We start from the raw sequence: 21,135 nt of genomic DNA on the forward strand, positions 1-21,135 counted from the left end.
ACATGAAATTTAAGTGGTTTATGAAAAAGAATTTTAAAATATTTTTATTAGGATTGTTATTAGCCGTTGCTTCTTGCAGTTTTACAACTAATAAAAAAATAGATACCGATCCGTCATCAGATAAAGATGAAGTTTTAATTGAATTAATTTCGTTTGTATTAAGTAGAGGTCATTACGATCCTAAAGAAATTGACGATTCTTTTTCCAAAGCGGTTTACGACGATTATTTACTGGGCCTCGATCCTAGAAAGCGTTATTTTCTAGAAAGCGATATGAAAGATTTCAGTAAATATGAAGATAAAATTGATGAAGAAATCAACGAGCATAAAATTGCCTTTTTCAATTTAACCCACGAACGTTTGCTAAAGAGAATTACTGAAGCAAAAGGATTTTATGAAGAAATCCTAGAAAAACCATTCGATTTTTCTGAAAAAGAAACCATCAATACCGATTACGATAACATTCCGTATGCTTCCTCTAAAAAAGATTTAAAAGAGAGATGGCGTCAACAATTAAAGTTTACAGCGCTCGGAAATTATCATGATTTAAAGGAAGAAGAAAAAATGAAAGTGGAAGAAGATGAAAATTATACGCCACTTTCAGATAAAGAATTAGAGAAAAAAGCACGTGAAACCACTAAAAATTCACTTAACGAAGCCTTCGATATTTTTGACGATCTAGATAAAAAAGATTGGTTTTCAATTTATGTAAATTCAATTGTAGAAGAATTCGATCCGCATACGTTTTATTTTGCTCCGCGTGATAAAGAACGTTTCGACATTCAAATGCGTGGAAGTTTAGAAGGAATTGGAGCGCGTTTACAGAAAAAAATGGACAATATTAAAATTGTTGAAATTATTTCCGGCGGTCCCGCTTGGCGTGGAGAAGAATTAGAAGTTGGCGATCTTATTCAAAAAGTAAAGCAAGAAGATGAAGCAGAACCCGTAAACATTGTGGGAATGCCAATAGATGATGCGGTTGATTTAATAAAAGGTCCAAAAGGAACGAAAGTAACCTTAACCGTTAAAAAAGTTGATGGAACAGTAGAAAATATAACCATTGTTAGAGATGTCGTAGAAATTGAAGAAACCTACGCAAAAAGTACAATGGTAGAAAAAAATGATCGTAAATACGGGTTAATAAATCTACCGAAGTTTTATTTCGATATGGAAGATGCCAGCAATAGAAACGCGGCTTCAGACATTAAAAAAGAAATTATTCGTCTTAAAAAACAAAATATGGACGGATTGGTTATCGATTTAAGAAATAATGGTGGTGGTTCACTTTCTACCGTGGTCGATATTGCGGGAATGTTTATTGAAGAAGGACCGATTGTGCAAGTTCGCTCTGGCGATAATGAACGAGAAGTACTTCACGATAAAGACGATTCTATTTTATGGGACGGTCCGTTAGTAATTCTGGTAAATGAACTTTCAGCTTCGGCATCAGAAATTTTAGCAGCGGCAATGCAAGATTATGAGCGCGCGATTATTATCGGAAGCAAACAAACCTACGGAAAAGGAACTGTTCAAAATGTAGTGGATTTAAACCGTTGGATGCGTAACAGCGATTTTGGAGATATGGGTGCGTTAAAAATTACAACACAAAAATTTTACCGTGTAAATGGTGGTTCAACGCAATTAAAAGGAGTTGAGAGCGATGTAGTCGTGCCAGATCGTTATAGTTATATTGATATTGGCGAACGTGATATGCAAAATCCATTGCCTTGGGATCAAATTGAGCCGGCAGATTATGAAAAATGGGATGGGTATATAGACTTCGGAAAAACTATTGAAAGCAGTAAACAGCGCATGCAAAAAAGCGAACAATTAAAGTTGATCGATGAAAGTGCGAAATGGATAAAAGAACAACGTGAAGAAAATGTATATTCGCTTAATTATGAGGATTACAAGCAGAAAATTACTGAAGATGAAAAGCAAGCAAAACGTTTCGATGCCATTCAAGATTACACCACAGATTTAACTTTTACCTCTTTACCTTACGAAGAAGAAATGTTCGAAACAGATACCACGTTAGCTGAAAAACGTTCGAGATGGCATAAAAGTTTAAGTAAAGATGTGTACGTTGAAGAAGCTGTAAACGTGCTTGAAGATTTAAAACAGAACAATATTAGAAGGTCAGAAATGGCAGATATAAAAAAGTAAGCTGAATGCGTCAACAGACAAATTCATTAGCTCAATTAGCGCTCCAAAAATTCAAAAAGAATACTTGGGGCGTTTTGAGTTTTATATTCATCATTTTATGTACACTTCTAGCAATTTTCGCTTATTTAATTGCACCCGATGATTCAGAAAATGCAAACCAGATGCATTTATCGATTCATTCAAAACCACCCGGTTTTCAAGTTGAAATGCTAAAAATTCCCGGACAAATTTCAGAAGAAAACTTGTTTAAAGAGTGGTTTTTTGGTGAGCAAAATTCAGGTACAGAAATTCCTATTTCATCCTATAAATTTAAAACAGACACGTTAAGCGTAATTCCATATTCAGGAGACAGAGAACAAGCCTTAGCAAAAGAATTTGTTGTTAGTAAAACATTTCCGACGAAACTATCAATAAAAGAAATTGAAAAAAAATATATACAATCGAAAACCTTTCTATTAGGAACAGATAAATACGGAAGAGATTTACTAAGTCGTGTATTAATAGGAACCCGAATTTCACTTTCCATCGGGTTTGTGGCTGTTTTTATTTCGCTTATCATCGGGATTTCTCTCGGTGCTTTGGCCGGTTATTTTGGTGGAAAAATAGATGCCGCAATTATGTGGTTAATTAATGTTACGTGGTCAATTCCTACTTTACTTTTAGTGATAGCCATTACGCTAGCCTTAGGAAAAGGATTTTGGCAAGTTTTTATAGCCGTTGGTTTAACGATGTGGGTTGAAGTTGCGCGTGTAGTTCGCGGGCAAGTAAAAAGTGTGAAAGAAATGCAATACGTTACCGCTGCGAGAGCATTAGGCTTTAAAAATTTCAGAATAATAAAAAATCATATTTTACCAAATATTATGGCGCCGGTTATTGTAATTTCTGCAGCAAATTTTGCCGCAGCTATTTTAATTGAAAGTGGGTTGAGTTTTTTAGGAATAGGAGCGCAACCGCCGATGCCAAGTTGGGGTTCAATGATAAAAGATCATTACAGTTATATTATTTTAGGAAAAGCTTATTTGGCAATTGTACCCGGCTTAGCGATTATGAGTCTAGTTATGGCTTTTATGCTTATCGGAAACGCGTTAAGAGATGCGTTAGATGTAAAGTGATTTTTCAATTATTTTTATATATTTCAACTAAATCAAAAAAATTATGGCAACTATATTTACAAAAATCATTAATGGCGATTTACCTGCTTATAAAGTAGCAGAAAATGATAATTTTTTAGCGTTTTTAGATATCAATCCGAATGCGAAAGGTCATACGCTTTGTATTCCTAAAAAAGAAGAAAATAAATTGTTTGATTTATCTGAAAAAGAATACCAAGAATTAATGCTTTTTTCTCGTAAAGTAGCCTTGGCCTTAAGAAAAACGGTTTCTTGCAAAAGAATTGGAATGTCGGTGATTGGCTTAGAAGTTCCGCACGTTCACGTTCATTTAATTCCGTTAAATGAAATGAAAGACGCTACTTTTCAGCATAAAGTAAAATTAACCGAAGAAGAATTTAAATCGTTGGCTGAAGAAATTAAAGCAAATTTTTAAGCTTTTTTCAATTGAATTTCGAAAGTTGTGCCTTCGTTTAATTCACTTTTTAATACCCGAATTTTCCCATCGTGGTATTCTTCAATAATTCGTTTTGCTAAAGATAGACCTAAACCCCAACCTCTTTTTTTGGTAGTATAACCGGGTTCAAATATTTTTTTGAATTTTCCTTTTGGAATTCCTTTTCCGGTATCGCTAATATGAACGTAAGCATTTTTCGAGTCTTGTGTAATATCAATTTTCAGGTCACCCTTTCCGCGTAAAGCGTCAATCGCATTTTTCACCAGATTTTCCACGGTCCAACTAAAAAGTTGTTCGTTTAGTTGAACAAAAATGGGTTCGTCGGGTAAATTAATTGAAAAATTAATAAGTTTAGAAGTTCGAGAACAAAGGTAATCGTAAGAATTTTGGGTGGCTTCGGTTAAATTTACTTTTTCTAACGTTGGTAAAGAGCCTATTTTTGAAAAACGTTCGGTAATGGTTTTTAAGCGATCGACATCTTTTTCAATTTCAATAATATAAGAGGGGTCAACTTTTTCAGTTTTTAAAATTTCAGTCCAACCCACTAAAGAAGAAAGCGGCGTTCCTATTTGATGCGCCGTTTCTTTAGCCATTCCTGCCCAAAGCTTGCTTTGCTCATTAGATTTTGTAGTCTCATAAAAATAATACAGAATCAAAATAAAAAGTAAAACAACGATTGCTACACCAACCGGAAAATATTTTAGTTTGTTGAGAAGATTAGAATTTCCGTAATAAATAACCATTAGTAATTCTTCGCCATCGGTTATGGTTATGGGTATCGGTTTATATTCCGATTCAAATTCTTGTGCAAGTTTTTTTATTTCCTCTTGGCTTTCTACATTCGGTATATTTCTCGTATCGTACGTATCGTTTTTTACCGTGTAAACAATCATTGGTGTAGTAGTGTTACGCTCGAGAACGGTTATGGCTACTTCGCTAAAATCATCGTCTAGACTTTTACCGACAACTTCAGAATACGCGCTCACCCAGATTTCCATTTTATCACGCTCTTCTTGTTTTATTCTACTGAAGAAAATTGTGATATTCCATAAAAATAAAATTACAATGCTGAGCGAGGCTAAAAGTATAAACCATCGGGTAAATTTTCGCTCTCCACTAAAAATCATAGGCTGGAATAAAATTGAGTTTAAAGATAAATATTTTTGGTTTAAAATATTCTCGAATTCTAACTTTTCATTCCTTATCTTAATAGTTATCTTTGTGAAAATTAAAATTTAATGTATTCAATAGATCCTAAAGAAATTCCTACCCAAAAACTTTACGGTTTAATGGTAAGTAGTATTGGCCCAAGACCAATTGCTTTTGCAAGTACAATTAATGAAAAAGGAGAGCCTAATCTTTCGCCTTTCAGTTTCTTTAATATGTTTAGCGCAAAACCGCCGGTTGTAGTTTTTTCTCCGGTAAGAAGAATTCGTGATAATTCAGAAAAGCATACGCTACAAAATGTGCAAGCCACAAAAGAAGTAGTAATTAATGTGGTAAATTATGAGATTGTACAGCAAATGTCACTTTCCAGTACCGAATATGGCGATGGTGTAAATGAATTTGAGAAAGCGGGATTAACCATGCAAAAATCAGATTTAGTTAAACCATTTCGTGTGGCAGAATCTCCGGTTCAATTTGAATGTAAAGTGACAAAAATCGTATCATTAGGCGACGATGGCGGAGCGGGAAGTTTAGTGGTTTGTGAAGTGATAAAAATGCACATTAATGAAGCCGTTTTAGATGAAAATAAGAAAATTGATCAACAAAAATTAGATCAAGTCGCTAGAATGGGCGGAAGTTGGTATTCTCGTGCTAATATGGGAATGTTTGAAGTGCCAAAACCGATTTCTTCTATGGGAATGGGAATTGACAGCATTCCAACTTCAATTAAAAAAAGCAATATTTTAACCGGAAACGATCTCGGGAAATTAGGAAATGTTGAAAAACAACCGGAAGCTGATGAAGTGAAAAGTTACATCAGTGAGAATAAATTAGAAGATTTTATAAGAGAAAGTTCTAACGATAAAATTCACGCCATCGCTCAAGAATACTTGAAAAAAGACGATGTCGATAGCGCTTGGAAATTATTATTAGCAAAAAAATAGGTAGAAAAGAATAGAATTATGGAGTTACAAGGAAAGATTAAAAAAATAGATGAAACTAAAACTTTTGGAAATAACGGTTTTAGAAAGCGCGAAATGGTAGTTACTACCGAAGAGCAATATCCGCAACATATTTTGGTAGAATTTATTCAAGATAAATGTGACTTGCTGAATAATTACCAAGTCGGGCAACCGGTAAAGATCGGTATTAATTTACGCGGAAGAGAATGGGTAAGTCCGCAAGGAGAAACAAAATATTTTAATTCAATTCAAGGTTGGAGAATCGAAAATTTACAACCTAATTCTTCACAAGGAAATACGCCACCGCCACCAGCTGCAGATCAATTTGAGCCGGCTTCAGATTTTAATGAAGAAGATCACGACGATTTACCTTTTTAAAGGAAAATTAACAATAATAAATAAAAATCCGACCTGGCTGGGTCGGATTTTCGTATTGTGGTGTTTAGTTAACCCTTTATAATAATTCAAAAAAAAGCAATGATGAACAAATAGTTATCTTAAAAGGGTAACTCAAAGGTCATTAAATTATTTTTAATATCCAATCTAATTCAGTTCTATTTTTATTATAAATGCTTACTTATCAGATAAATGCACTTTTTACAACCTTTTGAAGATTTCCCAGATCCATCTTTAGCTGAAGCGGAAGGGCTTTTAGCCGTTGGCGGAAATTTATCTACCGAACGATTATTAGCGGCTTATCAAAAAGGTATTTTTCCGTGGTATGAAAAAGATCAGCCAATTTTATGGTGGAGTCCAGATCCGCGAATGGTTCTTTTTCCTGAAGATTTAAAGGTTTCAAAAAGTATGAAAAAGCTTTTTAAAAAGGATTTTTTTCAAATTACTTACAATCAGAATTTTGAAGAAGTAATTAAAAATTGTGCTGAAATAAAACGAGAAGGACAAGATGATACGTGGATAACTTTAGAAATGATTTCAGCATATATTCAACTTCATAAAAAAGGATTTGCAACTTCTGTAGAAGTCTGGCAGAATAAAAAACTGGTTGGCGGTTTATATGGAATTTACCTGAAAGAAAAACGACTTTTTTGCGGCGAAAGTATGTTTACAAAAGTGAGTAATGCTTCAAAATATGGTTTTATTTCCTTAGTAAATAAGTTAAAAAAGGAAGATATAAAACTTATCGATTGCCAAGTTTACACGAAACATTTGGCGAGTTTAGGCGCAAAAGAAATAAGTCGAGAAGCTTTTTTAAGTTATTTAACCTAGTTTTAAAGTGAAACTTTTAATGCGCTAATTAAAAATAATTGCGTGTAAGGATTTTGGGTAAAATTACGGTAACGATATTCGAGTCCTAAATTAATAACCGCGTTGTCAAAAATTTTATAGCCAATATAATTACTGTAACGAACACCAAAATTTGGGAGTTCATCTTTTCCGAATTCCCAAACACCTTCGGCTGAGGTTACTAATAAAAATTCTTTAGCATCCACATTATCACCATTTAAAGGAAATTCAACAGAAAATCTATAACGCGTTCTAAAGGTAGTTTTTTCCCGAAAACGTTGTGCTAATCGTAACCGATGTGCAATTTTAAATCGGTTTAGTTTTTTTCCGTAGGCGTATTGTTCAATAAAACGGGTTTCATTTTGTTTTCCGGTAAAAGTTTCAATAAAACGATAGCGAATTCCCGCACTCACTTTTCCGTAAAAACCTACTTTTCTACTCGTAAAATGATTAAGTTCTAAAAATTGTCCTTCAAACTTTACTTCTTCACTAAAATTACGTTTATTTTCAATGTCTGTAAAAACAATATCGCGTCGTGCGATACCAAAAGTATACGACCAAGGAGTTTCATTTTTTATGCTTACAGAGATTGCCGGATTTATAAATCCATTAAAATTTTCTTGAGCTGAAAGCTTTCCAAATAGTAGGATTAGAAAGAAAAATAAAAATCTAAATTTTTTAGAAAATAAGATAATCATAAGAGTTTTCCGCTATTTCTCGCTTTTTTATGAAATTACCGGAAGCGTCAAACAAAACTTCGAGATGTTTTCTATTACCATCAATTTTCACTTTGGCAACAATCTCGTAATTATCGGGTTTATTTTGAAAAATATTCGAGGCGCGTGAATAAGTTTCCTGAGCATTTTTACTTTGTTGATGAAGATATTGCAACTGAACTTTTTCAATTCTAAACCCTGAATACTGTTCATTAAAAAATTTTTCTATTCTTTTTTTAACTTCAGCATTCAATTTTTTTAACGGAACAGTTACTTCAACATCTTGTAAATTTCCATCTTCGCCAAATTCTATGCTATAACCAACTTTGTTTTTCTTAAACTTGGTTTCATAACTTTTTCGCTTGCCATCTGTTTCAAAATAAAACCGATAGGTATTTGTTTCCTCAAAAAGAACTTCATTAAAAAATTGAATTGCTTTTTCAGGCATTTCATCTTTAGAAATTCGTTCTTCTTTTTCCGATTTTTTTTGCTGTGCAATAGTACTCAAACTATTTAAAATTAGCAGTATAAAAAATAACTTTTTCATAACTATTAAATAACTTTAAGCTAATTCTGAGTGGCGAAAACAGGAAACTTCATGATCGTTTACCATTCCGGTAGCTTGCATATGCGCGTAGATTACAGTAGATCCAACAAATTTAAATCCGCGTTTTTTTAAGTCTTTACTAATCTTGTCGCTTAAGGCAGAAGTTGATGGTGCTTTTTTATAATCGGTAATATTATTTTGTATGGGTTTTCCATCTACAAAATCCCAAATATAATTGCTGAAAGTGCCAAATTCTTTTTGAATTTTCATAAAAGCTTGCGCATTGGTAACGGCCGATCTTACTTTTAATTTGTTTCTGATAATTCCTTCATTATTTAGTAATTCCTGAATTTTTTCTTCAGAATAATTGGCTATTTTTTCATGGTTGAAATCATTAAAAGCGGTTTTAAAATTCTCGCGTTTTCGTAAAATAGTTATCCAACTTAAACCGGCTTGAAAAGTTTCGAGCAGTAAAAATTCAAACAAGGTTTTATCATCGTAAACCGGAACTCCCCATTCTTCATCATGATAAGTTTCATAAAGTTTATCACCTTCGCACCAACCGCATCTTTTCTTCTTCATTTTTATTTTATATTTGAATCTAAAGTAGGAAGTTTTTAAACCATTTTTAGGCACTTTGCAGTAAATTAACCTTATGGAAACAGTTTCTTTAATTCAACTTGTGCTGGAAGAATTTCAGCAAGCAATGCGGTATGATGAATATAAAAATCTAATCGATTCTCTTTTAGCTGAAAATAAATCTACCGGCGCCAACCAAAGCGAACAATTAACCATGTATTCGTCGTTAAACCAACGTAGAATGAAACGTTGGGAGAAAACTTTAAAAATTTCACCAGAAGCAAAAGAAAAAATTGAAGCTTTTCCTAAAAAAATGGGTTGGTTGGTGATTTCTGAAGGTTGGTGTGGCGATGCCGCGCATATCTTACCGGTGCTACAAAAAATGGCTTCTTTCAATAAAAATATTGATTTAAGAATTGTGTTGCGCGACGAACACGAAAAATTAATGAATGAGTTTCTCACCAATGGTGGAAAATCTATTCCGAAATTAATTATGATTGATTTAGCGGAAGAAAAAATTATAGCCGATTGGGGTCCGCGACCTTCAGCTGCTACAAAAATGGTAGAAAAATACAAAAAAGACCACGGAAGTTTAGATGCCGATTTTAAAGAAGAATTACAGCTATGGTACAATAAAGATAAAGGAAAGACAGTTGTAGAAGATATTACAAAAATTTTATATACGGAGGCGCAACCTTTTGGTTAAAGCGGTATCTTCCAAAAAACAACTATCAAACTACAACATGAAAAAACTGTTTTTACTTGCAATTGGGGTAATGTTTTATTCCGTTGCTTCGGCTCAAAATGAAACCGATTCTATCGCTAACGGAAATCAAGAGGTTAAAATAAATTTAGCGATGTCAGTTGTTGGAATTCCCGAAATTTCTTATGAATATTTTCTGGAAGACAATACAAGTGTTGGGCTTTCAATAGGAGCTGCTTTAGATACCCCAGAAGATTTATCGCTCCGTTTTATTGGTACAGCTTATTACCGATTATTTTTTGGTAAAAAACCAAACGCAGGATTTTTTATTGAAGGAAATGCAGCAGTAGTTCATTATCGTGATATTTATGATGAATATTACTATACTTATTATGAAGATGGTGACTATTCTTATATACGTTATGAAGTAGATGATGAATCTACTAATTTTGGATTAGGTGCTGCAGTTGGTTTCAAATTAATGACGCGAAACAATTATGTAGGTGAAATATATGCCGGCGCGGGAAGATTATTTGGCGACAGTCATGATATTGAAGTTTTCCCACGTGTTGGAGTTTCTATAGGAAAACGTTTTTAAGATCGATTAGAAAGTTTAGGTGGAAAATAGTAACAAATTTTTCATTTTTATACTTATACTGAAAATAGTATCTTATGAATTCACGAACTAAAAAGAAATCTTTTATTTTGTTGCTAAGCGGTTTAAGTGTGGTGGCACTCTCACAAATTTCTGCTCACTTTTTAAAGTTAACCGATCTAGAAAAAGGACTTTCTATGGGAGTTGGAATTGGACTTCTACTAATGGCTGTCTTTTTCTTGAAAACAAAATCTTTAAAGCAGATTTCTGAGTAAATAGGAATTTTAAACTATTCTTTCTTCGGAAGTTTGCTTATAAACGTATCTAAATCTAAAGCGTTTTCAATATGAAAATCGCCACTTTTTGTGCGGCGTAAAGCAGATAAATGAGCGCCACTTTCTACTGCTTTTCCAAAATCGTGAGCAAGACTTCTTATGTAAGTTCCCTTGCTACAAGTCACTTTAAAATCAACTTTTGGAAGACGAATTTGGGTTAATTCAAAAGAAGAAATCGTAACTTTTCTCGGATCTATTTTTACCTCTTCGCCTTTTCGGGCATATTCATACAAACGTTTTCCGTCCTTTTTTAAAGCGGAAAAAACGGGCGGATATTGTTCAATTTCGCCTGTGAATTTTTCACTGGCTTTTTTTAATTTTTCTTCAGTTAAATGTTCTGTAGGAAAAGTTTTGTCGACTTCGGTTTCTAAATCGTAAGATGGCGTCGTCCCGCCAAAAGTAAATGTTCCGGTATATTCTTTTTCTTGCCCTTGAAGTTCGGGAATTTTTTTAGTGAATTTTCCTGTGCAAATCACTAAAACGCCAGTTGCTAACGGATCTAAAGTTCCTGCGTGACCTACTTTTATTTTCTTGATTCCGCAGTTTTTTTTAATTAACCAACGTACTTTATTTACCAATTGAAAGGAAGTCCATTCTAAAGGTTTATCGAATACGAGAATTTGTCCGTTTTTAAAATCTTCTGCGGTAAAGTGAGTCATAGTTTAAAATTTCGTTTCAAAGATGAAGTTTTCAGGTTTATTTACAAAATGATTTTTTGCGTTAGGGATAGTAGCGGCATCCTTTTTTATTTGTCTTTTCTATGGAGTCGAAAAGTGTTTACAAATAAAAAAGATATAGCGAATAGCCCGACCCGAAATGGAATGTAGGGAATGCCCAAGTCTTAGCTATAACTTACTGCAATGGCCACAATTCCTACAATTAAACAATAGATAGCAAAATAGCGAAGTTTACTTTTTTTAACCAGTGAAATCATCCACGTACATGCAAAAAGTCCTGAAATAAATGCAGCGATAAAACCGATAATAAGTGCTGAATTATTTCCTGAATGCGTTAACTCTCCACTTAACAGATCTTTTGCGATTTTTCCTAAAATAAGCGGAACAACCATTAAAAATGAAAATCGGGCGGCTTTGGTTTTGTCGTTACCTAGTAAAACAGAAGTTGAAATTGTAGCGCCACTTCGCGAAATTCCTGGTAAAAGTGCAATGGCTTGCGAAATACCAATTACAAAGGCGTTGGAGTAACTTACTTTTTTTTCGGTGTTTTTAGCTTTGTCGGCTAACCAAAGTAATAATGCGGTGATTACGAGCATAAAACCGACTAATAGAACGCTACCACCGAAAAGTTGCTCTAATTCGTCTTCAAATAATACCCCGATTAAAGCTGCGGGAATCATGGAAATGATGATTTTTAGCGAAAATTTGGTTTCTTCATTCCATTTAAATTGAAACAAGCCGCTTAAGATTTTCCAAATATCTTTTCTGAAAATAACGATCGTGCTTAATGCGGTGGCAAAATGCATAACTACGGTAAAAAGTAGCGATTCTTCAGGAACGCTGGTGTCGCCTAAAATGGCTTTTCCTAATTCTAAATGACCGCTGGAAGAAACGGGTAGAAATTCGGTTAATCCTTGAATAATTCCCAATAATAGGGCGTCTAAACTATCCATTATTTTTTCTTACCGGGATTTAAGAGAATGGCGTAAACTTCAATTCCGAAACCAATTAGAACAAGCATTGGTGCAAGTCTAATTCTTCGCCAGTTATAAATTGCAGGGTTAAATACTTCGGGGTCGTCGCTTCCCCCGCCGGCCATTAAAATAAATCCTAACGCAATTACGGCTAACCCGATAAGCATTACTTTAAAATTTTTTCTCTCGAAAATAAAATAAGGTTCTTGCTTTTGTTTTAATTCTTCTCGTCGTTTTTGTTCTCCCATAATTGTTTTTTCAAAAGTAATAAAAGCTATAATTTAATAGTAAAGTTCATCGGTTTGCAAATTTAAAAAGCGTTGGGTGGCGAAAAAAGTACTTAACCAAGAAATAATAATTCCGAGTAAGAAAACGGCTCCAAACAAACTAGCAAGCAGCACTTGATTACTTAATAAATTAAGTTCTGGGAAACTTTTATTGATGTAATATAAAACGCCGGCCATTCCGCATAAAGCGAGAATTGCGCCAATCATTCCTAATTTTATACTTTTCCAAATAAAAGGGCGTCTAATAAAACCTTTTGTAGCGCCAACCATTTGCATGGTTTTAATAGTAAATCGTTTAGAATAAACCGAAAGTCGAATGGAACTGTTGATTAATAGAACGGCGATAAACGTGAAAATTCCGCTTACTACGAGAATCCAAAAACTAATCCGTTTTACGTTATCATTTAATAAAGCAATGAGCGGTTTATCGTAAACTACTTCATCTATAAAATTTTTTTCGGTTAAATCACGCGAAATTTCTGCTATCTGAACTTCAGAAACATAATCGGCATTAAAATAAACATCGATTGAATTTTGTAACGGATTATAGCCTAAAAAGTCCATAAAATCTTCGCCAATTTCTTCGCTGTGCGCTTTGGCAGCTTCCTCTTTAGATACAAAATTGGTGCTTTTGGTATATTCGGCTAAGGCTAAACTTTTTTGAAGCTGATTAATTTCTACTTCTTTCGCGGTGTCTTTTAAATAAATGGTTAAAGCGATTTGCTCCTTAAAATGATCGGCAACTTTTTTGGTATTCAACACCAAAAGCCCTAGCAATCCTAATAAAAAAAGGACGAGCGAAATACTAATAACAACCGAAAAATAAGACGAAATTAACCGTCTTTTCTGATATCTCTCAAAAGAAGAACTCATAAAAAGCGCGTGTGATTTTTTGTAAAAATAATAAAGTAATCGGAACTCTTTTCTTTAAAACGTCTAAACTTTTCACTTTCGTACATTAATAGTACTTTTGCGAATCAAATTTCAGCATTCGTAACTACGAAAAATACAGAAAATGAGCTACAATTTTAAGCAGATAGAAGCCAAATGGCAAAAATATTGGGCAGAAAACCAAACTTTTAAAGCCTCTAATAAAAGCGATAAAGAGAAATTTTATGTACTCGATATGTTTCCGTATCCATCGGGAGCCGGCTTGCATGTTGGTCATCCGCTCGGTTATATTGCCAGCGATATTGTAGCGCGTTACAAAAGACATCAAGGTTTTAATGTATTGCATCCGCAAGGGTACGATTCGTTTGGATTGCCCGCAGAACAATACGCGATACAAACCGGTCAACATCCGGCAATTACCACAAAAACCAATATTAAACGCTATCGCGAGCAACTTGATAAAATAGGATTTTCATTTGATTGGAGCCGAGAAGTGCGCACCAGCGATCCGAATTATTACAAATGGACGCAATGGATATTCATTCAGCTTTTTGAAAGTTGGTATGATGCTGCGGAAGGAAAAGCCAAACCGATTGCTGATTTAGTTGAACTATTTAATTCGGAAGGAAACAGCCAAGTAAAAGCCGCTTGCGATGAGGATGTTACTGAATTTTCTGCGGAAGATTGGAAAGCTTTTTCAGAAAAAGAACAACAAGAAATTTTACTAAAATATCGCTTAACCTATTTAGCTGAAACCGAAGTGAATTGGTGTCCGCAATTAGGAACTGTTTTAGCGAACGATGAAATTGTAAACGGCGTTTCTGAACGTGGCGGTTACCCTGTGGTTCGAAAAAAAATGAAGCAATGGAGTATGCGAATTTCTGCCTATGCAGAGCGTTTGCTTCAAGGGTTAAATGATATTGATTGGACCGAAAGTTTAAAGGAAAGTCAACGTAACTGGATTGGGAAATCTGTCGGAGCGTCGGTAACTTTTAAGGTGAACGATCATCAAGATACAATTGAAGTGTTTACGACCCGTCCCGATACTATTTTTGGCGTGACCTTTATGACCTTAGCGCCCGAACATGAATTGGTTTCAAAAATCACCACACCCGAGCAAAAAGAAGCGGTAGAAGCTTATATTGAAGCGACTGCTAAACGTAGCGAGCGCGAACGAATGGCTGATGTAAAAACCATTTCTGGAGTATTTACCGGAGCCTATGCCGAGCATCCATTCACCAAAGAACCCGTCCCAATTTGGATTGGCGATTACGTTTTAGCCAGCTACGGAACTGGCGCGGTTATGGCTGTTCCGTGTGGCGATCAGCGCGATTATGATTTTGCGAAACATTTTAATATTCCCATAAAAAATATTTTTAAAGATGTTGATATTTCTGAAGAAGCTTATTCAGAAAAAGACGATACAAAACTCACAAATTCAGATTTCTTAAATGACCTGCCGTATAAAAAGGCCTTGAAACGAGCGATTTTCGAATTAGAAAAAATCGGTCAAGGAAAAGGAAAAACCAATTATAGATTACGAGATGCGGTTTTTAGTCGCCAGCGTTATTGGGGCGAACCGTTTCCGGTATATTACGTAAACGGAATGCCAAAAATGATCGATGAAAAGTATTTACCGCTCCAATTACCGGAAGTCGAAAAGTATTTACCGACCGAAGAAGGCGAACCGCCATTAGGAAGAGCCGATGTTTGGGCGTGGGATTCCGAAAAAAATGAAGTAGTAAGCAATAATTTAATCGATGATAAAACGGTATTTCCGTTAGAATTGAACACGATGCCGGGCTGGGCGGGAAGTTCTTGGTATTTTTTCCGGTATATGGAAGATGAAAAGCGCGATGAAGTTTTTGCTTCCGTGGAAGCGATGAAGTATTGGGAAAATGTAGATTTATATTTAGGCGGAAGCGAGCACGCAACCGGCCACTTATTATACGCGCGTTTTTGGACCAAGTTTTTAAAAGATCGCGGCTTGGTACCCGTAGAAGAACCCTTTAAAAAACTTATCAACCAAGGGATGATTTTAGGGGAAAGTGCTTTTGTTTATAGAATTGATTTTCAATTTGAATCAAAAAATAATATTCCAAAAGAAGATATTTTAAATATAGAAAAGACAGAAAATTTTATTTTTAGGGAATTAAATGACCCAAACTTGTTTTTATCTAAAACATTCAAGGAGGAATTTGAAAAATCAGGTTTAGCCACTATTGATGCAATTAATAATTTTTTAGATAATAAAATTGATTTTATAAAAAATGAATTAGCTAAAAATTCTATTAAAATAGATTTAAATATTCACTCAAATTTAACCCCAATCCACGCCGCTGTTTCCTTAGTGAATACTTCTAACGAATTAGATACTGATGGTTTTAAAAATTGGCGTCCAGAATTTAAAGATGCTAAATTTATTACCAACGAGGATGATAAATATATAGTCGGTCGCGAAGTTGAAAAAATGTCGAAGTCAAAATTCAATGTCGTTAATCCCGATGATATTTGTAATGAATATGGCGCCGATACTTTGCGGATGTACGAAATGTTTTTAGGTCCGCTAGAGCAAGCAAAACCTTGGAATACTGCAGGAATTACGGGTGTTTATAATTTCTTGAAAAAGCTGTGGAAACTTTACCATAACGGAGAAGAATTTTCGGTTTCAGAAGAAGCAGCTTCCAAAGATTCCTTAAAAACACTGCATAAAACCATCAAAAAAGTAACTGAAGATATTGAAGAATTCAGTTTTAATACTTCGGTATCAACCTTTATGATTTGTGTGAACGAATTAGCTGCGCAAAAATGTAACAGCCGAGAAATTTTAGAATCTTTGGCTGTTTTAATTTCGCCTTATGCGCCCCACATTGCGGAAGAATTGTGGAGTAAATTAGGGCATTCAGAAAGTATTGCTACTGCTGATTTTCCGAAATTTGAAGAAAAACATTTGGTAGAAAGCACGAAAACTTACCCGATTTCCTTTAATGGAAAAATGCGTTTTACACTTGATTTGTCGTTAGACCTATCAAAAGATGAAATAGAAAAAATAGTGATGGAAGATGAGCGTACCCAAAAACAACTCAACGGCCGCGAACCGAAAAAAGTAATCATCGTTCCTGGTAAAATTGTAAATATTGTTGGATAATAAGAAGTAACACCGCTTTGCTGTAAGAGAAAGGAGAATGGAAATTCTATTAAGGGAAGATAAAATCTAAGTCAATAATTTTGAAAAATTACGTCGATTTAATCTAAATTCTCATATCTAACAGCATAGCGATCTAGATTCTAAAGAATGACAAAATAACCGCTTTATAAAACCTTGTCAAAATGGCGAGGTTTTTGATTTATACAATTCAACTATACGATTTAAAGATTAAAAATTATGATGGGATATTATTTGCTTATTGGGCTAATTATGCTCGCAAGTTGGTATGTAAGCCACAAGCTAAAAAGTAAATTTAAAAAATACTCGAAAGTTCATTTGCAAAACGGAATGAGCGGAAAAGAAGTCGCCGAAAAAATGTTGGCAGACCACGGAATTACCGATGTAAAAGTAATTTCAACGCCGGGACAATTAACCGATCATTACCACCCGACTAAAAAAACAATTAATTTAAGTGAATCAGTGTACAACCATCGAAATGCTGCTGCAGCGGCTGTTGCAGCGCACGAATGTGGTCACGCGGTTCAACACGCCAAAGCTTACGGTTGGTTAAAAATGCGAAGTACATTGGTACCGGTAGTGAGTGTTGCTTCACGTTTTAGTCAGTTTGTCATTATGGGCGGATTGCTTTTAATGGTAATGTTTTCCGTTGGTGTTGGTCAAATGGTGTTATTAGCCGGAATTATTATGTTCGGGATGGGAACGTTGTTCAGTTTTATTACGCTTCCGGTAGAATATGATGCGAGTAATCGCGCGCTGGCTTGGTTAAAAACTGAAAATATTGTGACTCCAGAAGAATATAAAGGTTCGGAAGATGCATTAAAATGGGCGGCAAGAACTTATGTAGTTGCTGCAATTGGTTCATTAGCAACGTTACTATATTTTATCAGTATTTTCTTAGGAAGAGACTAAAAATAATAGCTTTGTAAAATAAAAAACCTCGTAATAAACTTACGAGGTTTTTTATAGCCATTTTTTGAAAATTAGCCGACTACATTATCTATATTATAGCCTAAGTATTCACGCTCTTTCTCTTTAAACTCAATACCGTTTTCGGCAAGTTCTTTTAAAATAGGCGTATAAACTTCTTTATGAATAGGTCGTAAAACGCCTGGTGAGGTAATTTCTTTATTCAATATTTTTATGGTAGCGATTGCCACCGGAAGACCTACAGTTTTTGCCATAGCGGTATAGGTTTGATCTTCACCAATATGAACCATTGTCGAATCGATTTGTTTTTTCTCTCCGTTTAATTCGTAGCCGAATTTATGATACATTACAATCATATCTTTATCATCGGGAGCGAGTGTCCACTTTTCTTCTAAAATTTTCTGAAGCGCTTGCGCCGGCGTTGCGTTTTTAAGTCCGATTTTTTTATTCGGATTAAAAATATCTAATTCTTCCAGCTTATTCCACATTAAATCATCTTGATCAATTTTTAAACTATGACGCATTTTCAGTTCCACAGAATCGGTTGGAGAATACGGTAAAAATGAATTTACAAATTCCCGATAACTCATATTTTCAGAATTTTGCATCGTGTAGGTGTCGTCTGTCATCCCGAGTTGCACAAACATATTCCAGGCTTTGCTGAAACCAATTCTTCTTAGTGTTCCACGGTAAAGTGTTTTTACATCTTCCAGACCATAAACGCTTCGGTATTTTAAGGAATTCCTGTTAGCTAAGCCTTCAAACTTACCGTAACCTTCTATTTCTAAAAATTCTGTTCTTCTAAATAATCGGTGATAGGGAATGTATTTATATTGTCCTTCCTGAATAAATTCTGCAGCGCCGCCTTGCCCGGCAACTACTACGTTTCTCGGGTTCCAAGTGAATTTATAATTCCATAAATTGGTGTCGCTTTCTGGTGCAACCAATCCTCCGGTAAAAGATTCAAAAAGAAGCATTTTTCCACCTTTATCACGAATTCTATCGATCACTTGCATGGCACTCATATGGTCAATGCCAGGATCTACGCCAATTTCGTTCATAAAGGTTAGTCCTTTTTCTTTCACTTTTTCATCGAGCGCTTGCATCTCGTCGCTCACATACGAAGCGGTCACCATATTTTTATTGAAGTTTACACAATCGCGCGCTACTTCAATATGGAATCTCGCGGGAAGCATAGAAATAACGATGTCGGCTTTTTTTATAGCAGCTTGCCGCTCTTCATCTTTAAAAATATCAAGCGCTATGGCTTTGGTTCGTTTATGATCGCCGGCAAATTTTTGCGCGTTTTCTAACTTAAGATCTCCAATAGTAATTTGTAGATCTTCGGCTTCACTTTTTTCTTTTAGGTATTTAATAAGAGCTGAGGTAGATTTTCCGGCTCCGATAATTAAAATATTTCTCATATAAATTAATAACTTAAATTTGCTTGTGTACCTTCAAAGTACTTAATTTATTATCGTTTATAAAAATATATTATGCATCAAAAGTTGTTAATTTTAGGAAGTGTAAGTGGTTTTATTGCTATTATTTTAGGGGCATTCGGGTCGCATGGTTTAGCACAACTTATAAATGAAAAATCAATAAACACCTTTGAGGTAGGAGTTCGGTATCAATTTTACCATGCTTTATTCGCTTTACTATTAGGGAGTTTTAAATTTCTGACTACAAAAGCGAAAAATATTCTTTTTTATTTATTATTAAGCGGAACAATTTTATTCTCGGGTTCCATCTATTTTTTATCGACTAATGCTCTAAGCAGTTTTGATTTTAAAACAATTGGGTTTTTAACTCCAATTGGCGGATTTCTACTAATTTTTGCTTGGTTTTTGTTAATTGTGAAGGTTGCCAAACTAAAAAAGAAATAAAAACAAAGTAGAATACGTTATTTCTTTGCTATTATTTATATTTTTGCTTTACAAACACAACAATTCAAATTTTATATGGTTTCAAATAATCAAACCACAAACACGTTATCGCTATCAGATTACGGAATAAATAACGCAACTGTTCATTATCAATTATCATCTGAAGAACTTCACAATATTACTATTGAAAAGGGTCAGGGAGTTGAAACCAGTTCTGGAGCTTTAGCTATAAAAACAGGAGAATTTACAGGAAGATCGCCACAAGACCGTTTTATTGTAAAAGATGAAGTAACGAAAGATGAAGTTTGGTGGGGAAATATAAATATTCCTTTTGAACAAGATAAATTCGATAAACTATATAAAAAGGTAACCGATTACCTTTCTGAAAAAGAAGTTTTTGTACGCGATGCTTACGCTTGTGCAGATCCTGCGTACCGTTTAAATATTCGTGTAGTCAATGAATATCCTTGGAGTAATATGTTTGCTCATAATATGTTTTTAAGACCTACCGAAGATGAATTAGAAAATTTTGAAGAAGATTGGTTAGTAATTAATGCTCCAGGATTTAAAGCAAACCCTGAAGAAGATGGAACACGCCAGCATAACTTTGCAATTTTAAATTTCGGTAAAAAAATTGCACTTATTGGCGGGACAGGTTATACAGGAGAAATTAAAAAAGGAATTTTTTCTGCGCTTAACTTTATTTTACCTGTCGATAAAAAAACTTTGCCAATGCACTGCTCAGCAAATATTGGTAAAAAAGGAGATACGGCGATTTTCTTTGGTTTGTCAGGCACTGGAAAAACCACACTTTCAGCCGATCCTGCTCGAAAATTAATTGGAGATGATGAGCACGGATGGACAAAAGAAAATAAAGTTTTCAATTTTGAAGGCGGTTGTTACGCAAAAGTTATTAATCTTTCTAAAGAAAATGAACCCGATATTTTTAATGCAATTAAACCGGGGGCAATTTTAGAAAATGTGGTTTTAGATGAAAACGGAGATATAGATTTTGATGATATTTCGATTACTCAAAATACACGTGTAAGTTATCCAATTTACCATATTAAAGATATTCAACAACCTTCTATCGGTGAAAATCCGAAGAATATATTTTTCTTAACAGCCGATGCTTTTGGAGTATTACCTCCAATTAGTAAACTAACGCCAGGTCAAGCAGCATACCATTTTATAAGCGGTTATACCGCAAAAGTAGCTGGAACAGAAGCAGGAATCGATGAGCCTTTACCAAGTTTCTCAGCTTGTTTTGGAGCGCCATTTATGCCGTTGCATCCTACACGTTATGCTGAAATGTTGAGTAAAAAAATGAAAGAAAATGGTGTAAATGTTTGGCTAGTGAATACAGGCTGGACTGGCGGTCCTTATGGAACTGGTTCTAGAATGAAACTGAAATTTACCAGAGCGATGATTACAGCAGCTTTAGACGGAAAATTAGCCAATGTAAGTTTTAAAAAGCATGATATTTTTGGTTTAGAAATGCCAGAAGAGTGTCCAGATGTTCCAAAAGAGGTTTTAAACCCTAGAAACACATGGAGCGATTCTACTGCTTATGATAAAAAAGCGGAAACACTTGCGAGTTTCTTTAACGATAACTTCAAAAAATTTGAATCGTATGCGAACGATGAAATTTTAGCGGGTGGACCAATAAAATAATTCCTTCAGAATAGAAGAATAAAAAAAGCCGATAAATTTTTATCGGCTTTTTTTATAATGTAATTTTTTT

At 34.5% G+C, this 21,135-nt stretch carries 22 protein-coding genes; 13 read left to right on the top strand and 9 right to left on the bottom strand.

The features are described from left to right. The first annotated feature begins 20 nt into the window (after positions 1-20). The 3 genes from ACFFGL_RS10620 to ACFFGL_RS10630 are packed head-to-tail and all read left to right on the top strand — an operon-like array spanning position 21 to position 3,710. On the top strand, positions 21-2,165 hold the full coding sequence (locus ACFFGL_RS10620; protein WP_309726205.1) for a carboxy terminal-processing peptidase: 2,145 nt from the start codon (positions 21-23) through the stop codon (positions 2,163-2,165). Between the two features lie 5 nt (positions 2,166-2,170). Continuing rightward, positions 2,171-3,277 carry an ABC transporter permease gene (locus tag ACFFGL_RS10625; RefSeq protein WP_309726203.1) on the top strand — a complete coding sequence of 369 codons (1,107 nt, stop codon included), beginning with the start codon at positions 2,171-2,173 and terminating at the stop codon, positions 3,275-3,277. 43 nt (positions 3,278-3,320) lie between these two features. After that, complete coding sequence (locus ACFFGL_RS10630) at positions 3,321-3,710, top strand: HIT family protein (RefSeq protein WP_309726201.1); 390 nt, start codon at positions 3,321-3,323, stop codon at positions 3,708-3,710. On the opposite strand, the gene ACFFGL_RS10635 is transcribed toward ACFFGL_RS10630, so the two are convergent. Then, entirely contained in the window at positions 3,707-4,858 is a 1,152-nt protein-coding gene (locus ACFFGL_RS10635; RefSeq protein ID WP_309726199.1) for a sensor histidine kinase, read from the bottom strand. The genes ACFFGL_RS10630 and ACFFGL_RS10635 overlap by 4 nt on opposite strands. 111 nt (positions 4,859-4,969) lie before the next feature. Between ACFFGL_RS10635 and ACFFGL_RS10640 the strand changes: the two genes are divergently transcribed. The 3 genes from ACFFGL_RS10640 to aat all read left to right on the top strand — a co-directional run bounded on the left by ACFFGL_RS10640 (position 4,970) and on the right by aat (position 7,087). Continuing rightward, positions 4,970-5,842 (top strand): flavin reductase family protein, encoded by an 873-nt coding sequence (locus ACFFGL_RS10640; RefSeq protein WP_309726197.1) that lies wholly within the window; start codon positions 4,970-4,972, stop codon positions 5,840-5,842. A gap of 18 nt (positions 5,843-5,860) precedes the next feature. Further along, positions 5,861-6,238 carry a DUF3127 domain-containing protein gene (locus tag ACFFGL_RS10645; protein ID WP_309726196.1) on the top strand — a complete coding sequence of 126 codons (378 nt, stop codon included), beginning with the start codon at positions 5,861-5,863 and terminating at the stop codon, positions 6,236-6,238. Positions 6,239-6,448: 210 nt separating this feature from the next. Beyond that, the gene (gene aat / locus ACFFGL_RS10650; RefSeq protein WP_309726194.1) at positions 6,449-7,087 is read left to right on the top strand and encodes a leucyl/phenylalanyl-tRNA--protein transferase; all 639 of its coding nucleotides are present in this window, start codon (positions 6,449-6,451) and stop codon (positions 7,085-7,087) included. 2 nt (positions 7,088-7,089) lie between these two features. Here the strand turns inward: aat and ACFFGL_RS10655 are convergent, their stop codons facing one another. From ACFFGL_RS10655 to ACFFGL_RS10665, 3 genes are read right to left on the bottom strand one after another with little or no spacing between them, the layout of a single operon-like run. Beyond that, positions 7,090-7,803 (bottom strand): DUF2490 domain-containing protein, encoded by a 714-nt coding sequence (locus tag ACFFGL_RS10655; RefSeq protein WP_309726192.1) that lies wholly within the window; start codon positions 7,801-7,803, stop codon positions 7,090-7,092. Next, positions 7,784-8,368, bottom strand: coding sequence for a hypothetical protein (locus tag ACFFGL_RS10660; protein ID WP_309726191.1), 585 nt, complete (start codon positions 8,366-8,368; stop codon positions 7,784-7,786). Before ACFFGL_RS10660 ends, ACFFGL_RS10655 begins: the two co-directional genes overlap by 20 nt. Before the next feature lie 15 nt (positions 8,369-8,383). Then, positions 8,384-8,950 (bottom strand): DNA-3-methyladenine glycosylase I, encoded by a 567-nt coding sequence (locus tag ACFFGL_RS10665; RefSeq protein ID WP_309726189.1) that lies wholly within the window; start codon positions 8,948-8,950, stop codon positions 8,384-8,386. Between the two features lie 73 nt (positions 8,951-9,023). On the opposite strand from ACFFGL_RS10665, the gene ACFFGL_RS10670 reads away from it, so the two are divergent. From ACFFGL_RS10670 to ACFFGL_RS10680, 3 genes are all read left to right on the top strand, one after another. Beyond that, positions 9,024-9,653, top strand: a complete 630-nt coding sequence (locus tag ACFFGL_RS10670; RefSeq protein WP_309726187.1) for a thioredoxin family protein — start codon at positions 9,024-9,026, stop codon at positions 9,651-9,653. A 37-nt stretch (positions 9,654-9,690) separates the two neighbouring features. Beyond that, a complete protein-coding gene (locus ACFFGL_RS10675; protein WP_309726185.1) occupies positions 9,691-10,248 on the top strand; it encodes a hypothetical protein in 558 nt (185 codons plus the stop codon). 74 nt (positions 10,249-10,322) lie between these two features. Further along, positions 10,323-10,520 carry a hypothetical protein gene (locus ACFFGL_RS10680; RefSeq protein WP_309726183.1) on the top strand — a complete coding sequence of 66 codons (198 nt, stop codon included), beginning with the start codon at positions 10,323-10,325 and terminating at the stop codon, positions 10,518-10,520. Between the two features lie 14 nt (positions 10,521-10,534). On the opposite strand, the gene truB is transcribed toward ACFFGL_RS10680, so the two are convergent. From truB to ACFFGL_RS10700, 4 genes are all read right to left on the bottom strand, one after another. Continuing rightward, complete coding sequence (truB, locus tag ACFFGL_RS10685) at positions 10,535-11,239, bottom strand: tRNA pseudouridine(55) synthase TruB (protein ID WP_309726181.1); 705 nt, start codon at positions 11,237-11,239, stop codon at positions 10,535-10,537. A 182-nt stretch (positions 11,240-11,421) separates the two neighbouring features. Then, positions 11,422-12,210 (bottom strand): undecaprenyl-diphosphate phosphatase, encoded by a 789-nt coding sequence (locus tag ACFFGL_RS10690; protein WP_309726178.1) that lies wholly within the window; start codon positions 12,208-12,210, stop codon positions 11,422-11,424. Further along, positions 12,210-12,479, bottom strand: coding sequence for a DUF3098 domain-containing protein (locus tag ACFFGL_RS10695; protein WP_309726177.1), 270 nt, complete (start codon positions 12,477-12,479; stop codon positions 12,210-12,212). Before ACFFGL_RS10695 ends, ACFFGL_RS10690 begins: the two co-directional genes overlap by 1 nt. A gap of 33 nt (positions 12,480-12,512) precedes the next feature. Then, positions 12,513-13,391 (bottom strand): cell division protein FtsX, encoded by an 879-nt coding sequence (locus ACFFGL_RS10700; RefSeq protein WP_309726175.1) that lies wholly within the window; start codon positions 13,389-13,391, stop codon positions 12,513-12,515. Between the two features lie 142 nt (positions 13,392-13,533). Between ACFFGL_RS10700 and ACFFGL_RS10705 the strand changes: the two genes are divergently transcribed. Together ACFFGL_RS10705 and ACFFGL_RS10710 are read left to right on the top strand one after the other, a co-directional pair. Then, positions 13,534-16,557, top strand: coding sequence for a leucine--tRNA ligase (locus ACFFGL_RS10705; RefSeq protein ID WP_309726173.1), 3,024 nt, complete (start codon positions 13,534-13,536; stop codon positions 16,555-16,557). 237 nt (positions 16,558-16,794) lie between these two features. Continuing rightward, on the top strand, positions 16,795-17,487 hold the full coding sequence (locus ACFFGL_RS10710; protein WP_309726171.1) for a zinc metallopeptidase: 693 nt from the start codon (positions 16,795-16,797) through the stop codon (positions 17,485-17,487). A 71-nt stretch (positions 17,488-17,558) separates the two neighbouring features. On the opposite strand, the gene ACFFGL_RS10715 is transcribed toward ACFFGL_RS10710, so the two are convergent. Next, complete coding sequence (locus ACFFGL_RS10715; RefSeq protein ID WP_309726169.1) at positions 17,559-18,929, bottom strand: saccharopine dehydrogenase family protein; 1,371 nt, start codon at positions 18,927-18,929, stop codon at positions 17,559-17,561. Between the two features lie 72 nt (positions 18,930-19,001). On the opposite strand from ACFFGL_RS10715, the gene ACFFGL_RS10720 reads away from it, so the two are divergent. Together ACFFGL_RS10720 and pckA are read left to right on the top strand one after the other, a co-directional pair. Next, a complete protein-coding gene (locus ACFFGL_RS10720) occupies positions 19,002-19,391 on the top strand; it encodes a DUF423 domain-containing protein (protein WP_309726167.1) in 390 nt (129 codons plus the stop codon). Positions 19,392-19,466: 75 nt separating this feature from the next. Next, positions 19,467-21,065 (top strand): phosphoenolpyruvate carboxykinase (ATP), encoded by a 1,599-nt coding sequence (gene pckA, locus ACFFGL_RS10725; protein ID WP_309726165.1) that lies wholly within the window; start codon positions 19,467-19,469, stop codon positions 21,063-21,065. The last annotated feature ends 70 nt before the right edge of the window (positions 21,066-21,135 follow it).

Origin of the sequence: Mesonia maritima (assembly GCF_042433895.1) — a bacterium.
GTDB lineage: Bacteria > Bacteroidota > Bacteroidia > Flavobacteriales > Flavobacteriaceae > Mesonia > Mesonia maritima.

Bases quoted from the DNA above. Each gene is read 5' to 3' on its own strand.
- ACFFGL_RS10620 (WP_309726205.1), top strand. From the start codon at position 21: ATGAAAAAGAATTTTAAAATATTTTTATTAGGATTGTTATTAGCCGTT.
- ACFFGL_RS10625 (WP_309726203.1), top strand. From the start codon at position 2,171: ATGCGTCAACAGACAAATTCATTAGCTCAATTAGCGCTCCAAAAATTC.
- ACFFGL_RS10630 (WP_309726201.1), top strand. From the start codon at position 3,321: ATGGCAACTATATTTACAAAAATCATTAATGGCGATTTACCTGCTTAT.
- ACFFGL_RS10635 (WP_309726199.1), bottom strand. From the start codon at position 4,858: ATGATTTTTAGTGGAGAGCGAAAATTTACCCGATGGTTTATACTTTTA.
- ACFFGL_RS10640 (WP_309726197.1), top strand. From the start codon at position 4,970: ATGTATTCAATAGATCCTAAAGAAATTCCTACCCAAAAACTTTACGGT.
- ACFFGL_RS10645 (WP_309726196.1), top strand. From the start codon at position 5,861: ATGGAGTTACAAGGAAAGATTAAAAAAATAGATGAAACTAAAACTTTT.
- aat (WP_309726194.1), top strand. From the start codon at position 6,449: ATGCACTTTTTACAACCTTTTGAAGATTTCCCAGATCCATCTTTAGCT.
- ACFFGL_RS10655 (WP_309726192.1), bottom strand. From the start codon at position 7,803: ATGATTATCTTATTTTCTAAAAAATTTAGATTTTTATTTTTCTTTCTA.
- ACFFGL_RS10660 (WP_309726191.1), bottom strand. From the start codon at position 8,368: ATGAAAAAGTTATTTTTTATACTGCTAATTTTAAATAGTTTGAGTACT.
- ACFFGL_RS10665 (WP_309726189.1), bottom strand. From the start codon at position 8,950: ATGAAGAAGAAAAGATGCGGTTGGTGCGAAGGTGATAAACTTTATGAA.
- ACFFGL_RS10670 (WP_309726187.1), top strand. From the start codon at position 9,024: ATGGAAACAGTTTCTTTAATTCAACTTGTGCTGGAAGAATTTCAGCAA.
- ACFFGL_RS10675 (WP_309726185.1), top strand. From the start codon at position 9,691: ATGAAAAAACTGTTTTTACTTGCAATTGGGGTAATGTTTTATTCCGTT.
- ACFFGL_RS10680 (WP_309726183.1), top strand. From the start codon at position 10,323: ATGAATTCACGAACTAAAAAGAAATCTTTTATTTTGTTGCTAAGCGGT.
- truB (WP_309726181.1), bottom strand. From the start codon at position 11,239: ATGACTCACTTTACCGCAGAAGATTTTAAAAACGGACAAATTCTCGTA.
- ACFFGL_RS10690 (WP_309726178.1), bottom strand. From the start codon at position 12,210: ATGGATAGTTTAGACGCCCTATTATTGGGAATTATTCAAGGATTAACC.
- ACFFGL_RS10695 (WP_309726177.1), bottom strand. From the start codon at position 12,479: ATGGGAGAACAAAAACGACGAGAAGAATTAAAACAAAAGCAAGAACCT.
- ACFFGL_RS10700 (WP_309726175.1), bottom strand. From the start codon at position 13,391: ATGAGTTCTTCTTTTGAGAGATATCAGAAAAGACGGTTAATTTCGTCT.
- ACFFGL_RS10705 (WP_309726173.1), top strand. From the start codon at position 13,534: ATGAGCTACAATTTTAAGCAGATAGAAGCCAAATGGCAAAAATATTGG.
- ACFFGL_RS10710 (WP_309726171.1), top strand. From the start codon at position 16,795: ATGATGGGATATTATTTGCTTATTGGGCTAATTATGCTCGCAAGTTGG.
- ACFFGL_RS10715 (WP_309726169.1), bottom strand. From the start codon at position 18,929: ATGAGAAATATTTTAATTATCGGAGCCGGAAAATCTACCTCAGCTCTT.
- ACFFGL_RS10720 (WP_309726167.1), top strand. From the start codon at position 19,002: ATGCATCAAAAGTTGTTAATTTTAGGAAGTGTAAGTGGTTTTATTGCT.
- pckA (WP_309726165.1), top strand. From the start codon at position 19,467: ATGGTTTCAAATAATCAAACCACAAACACGTTATCGCTATCAGATTAC.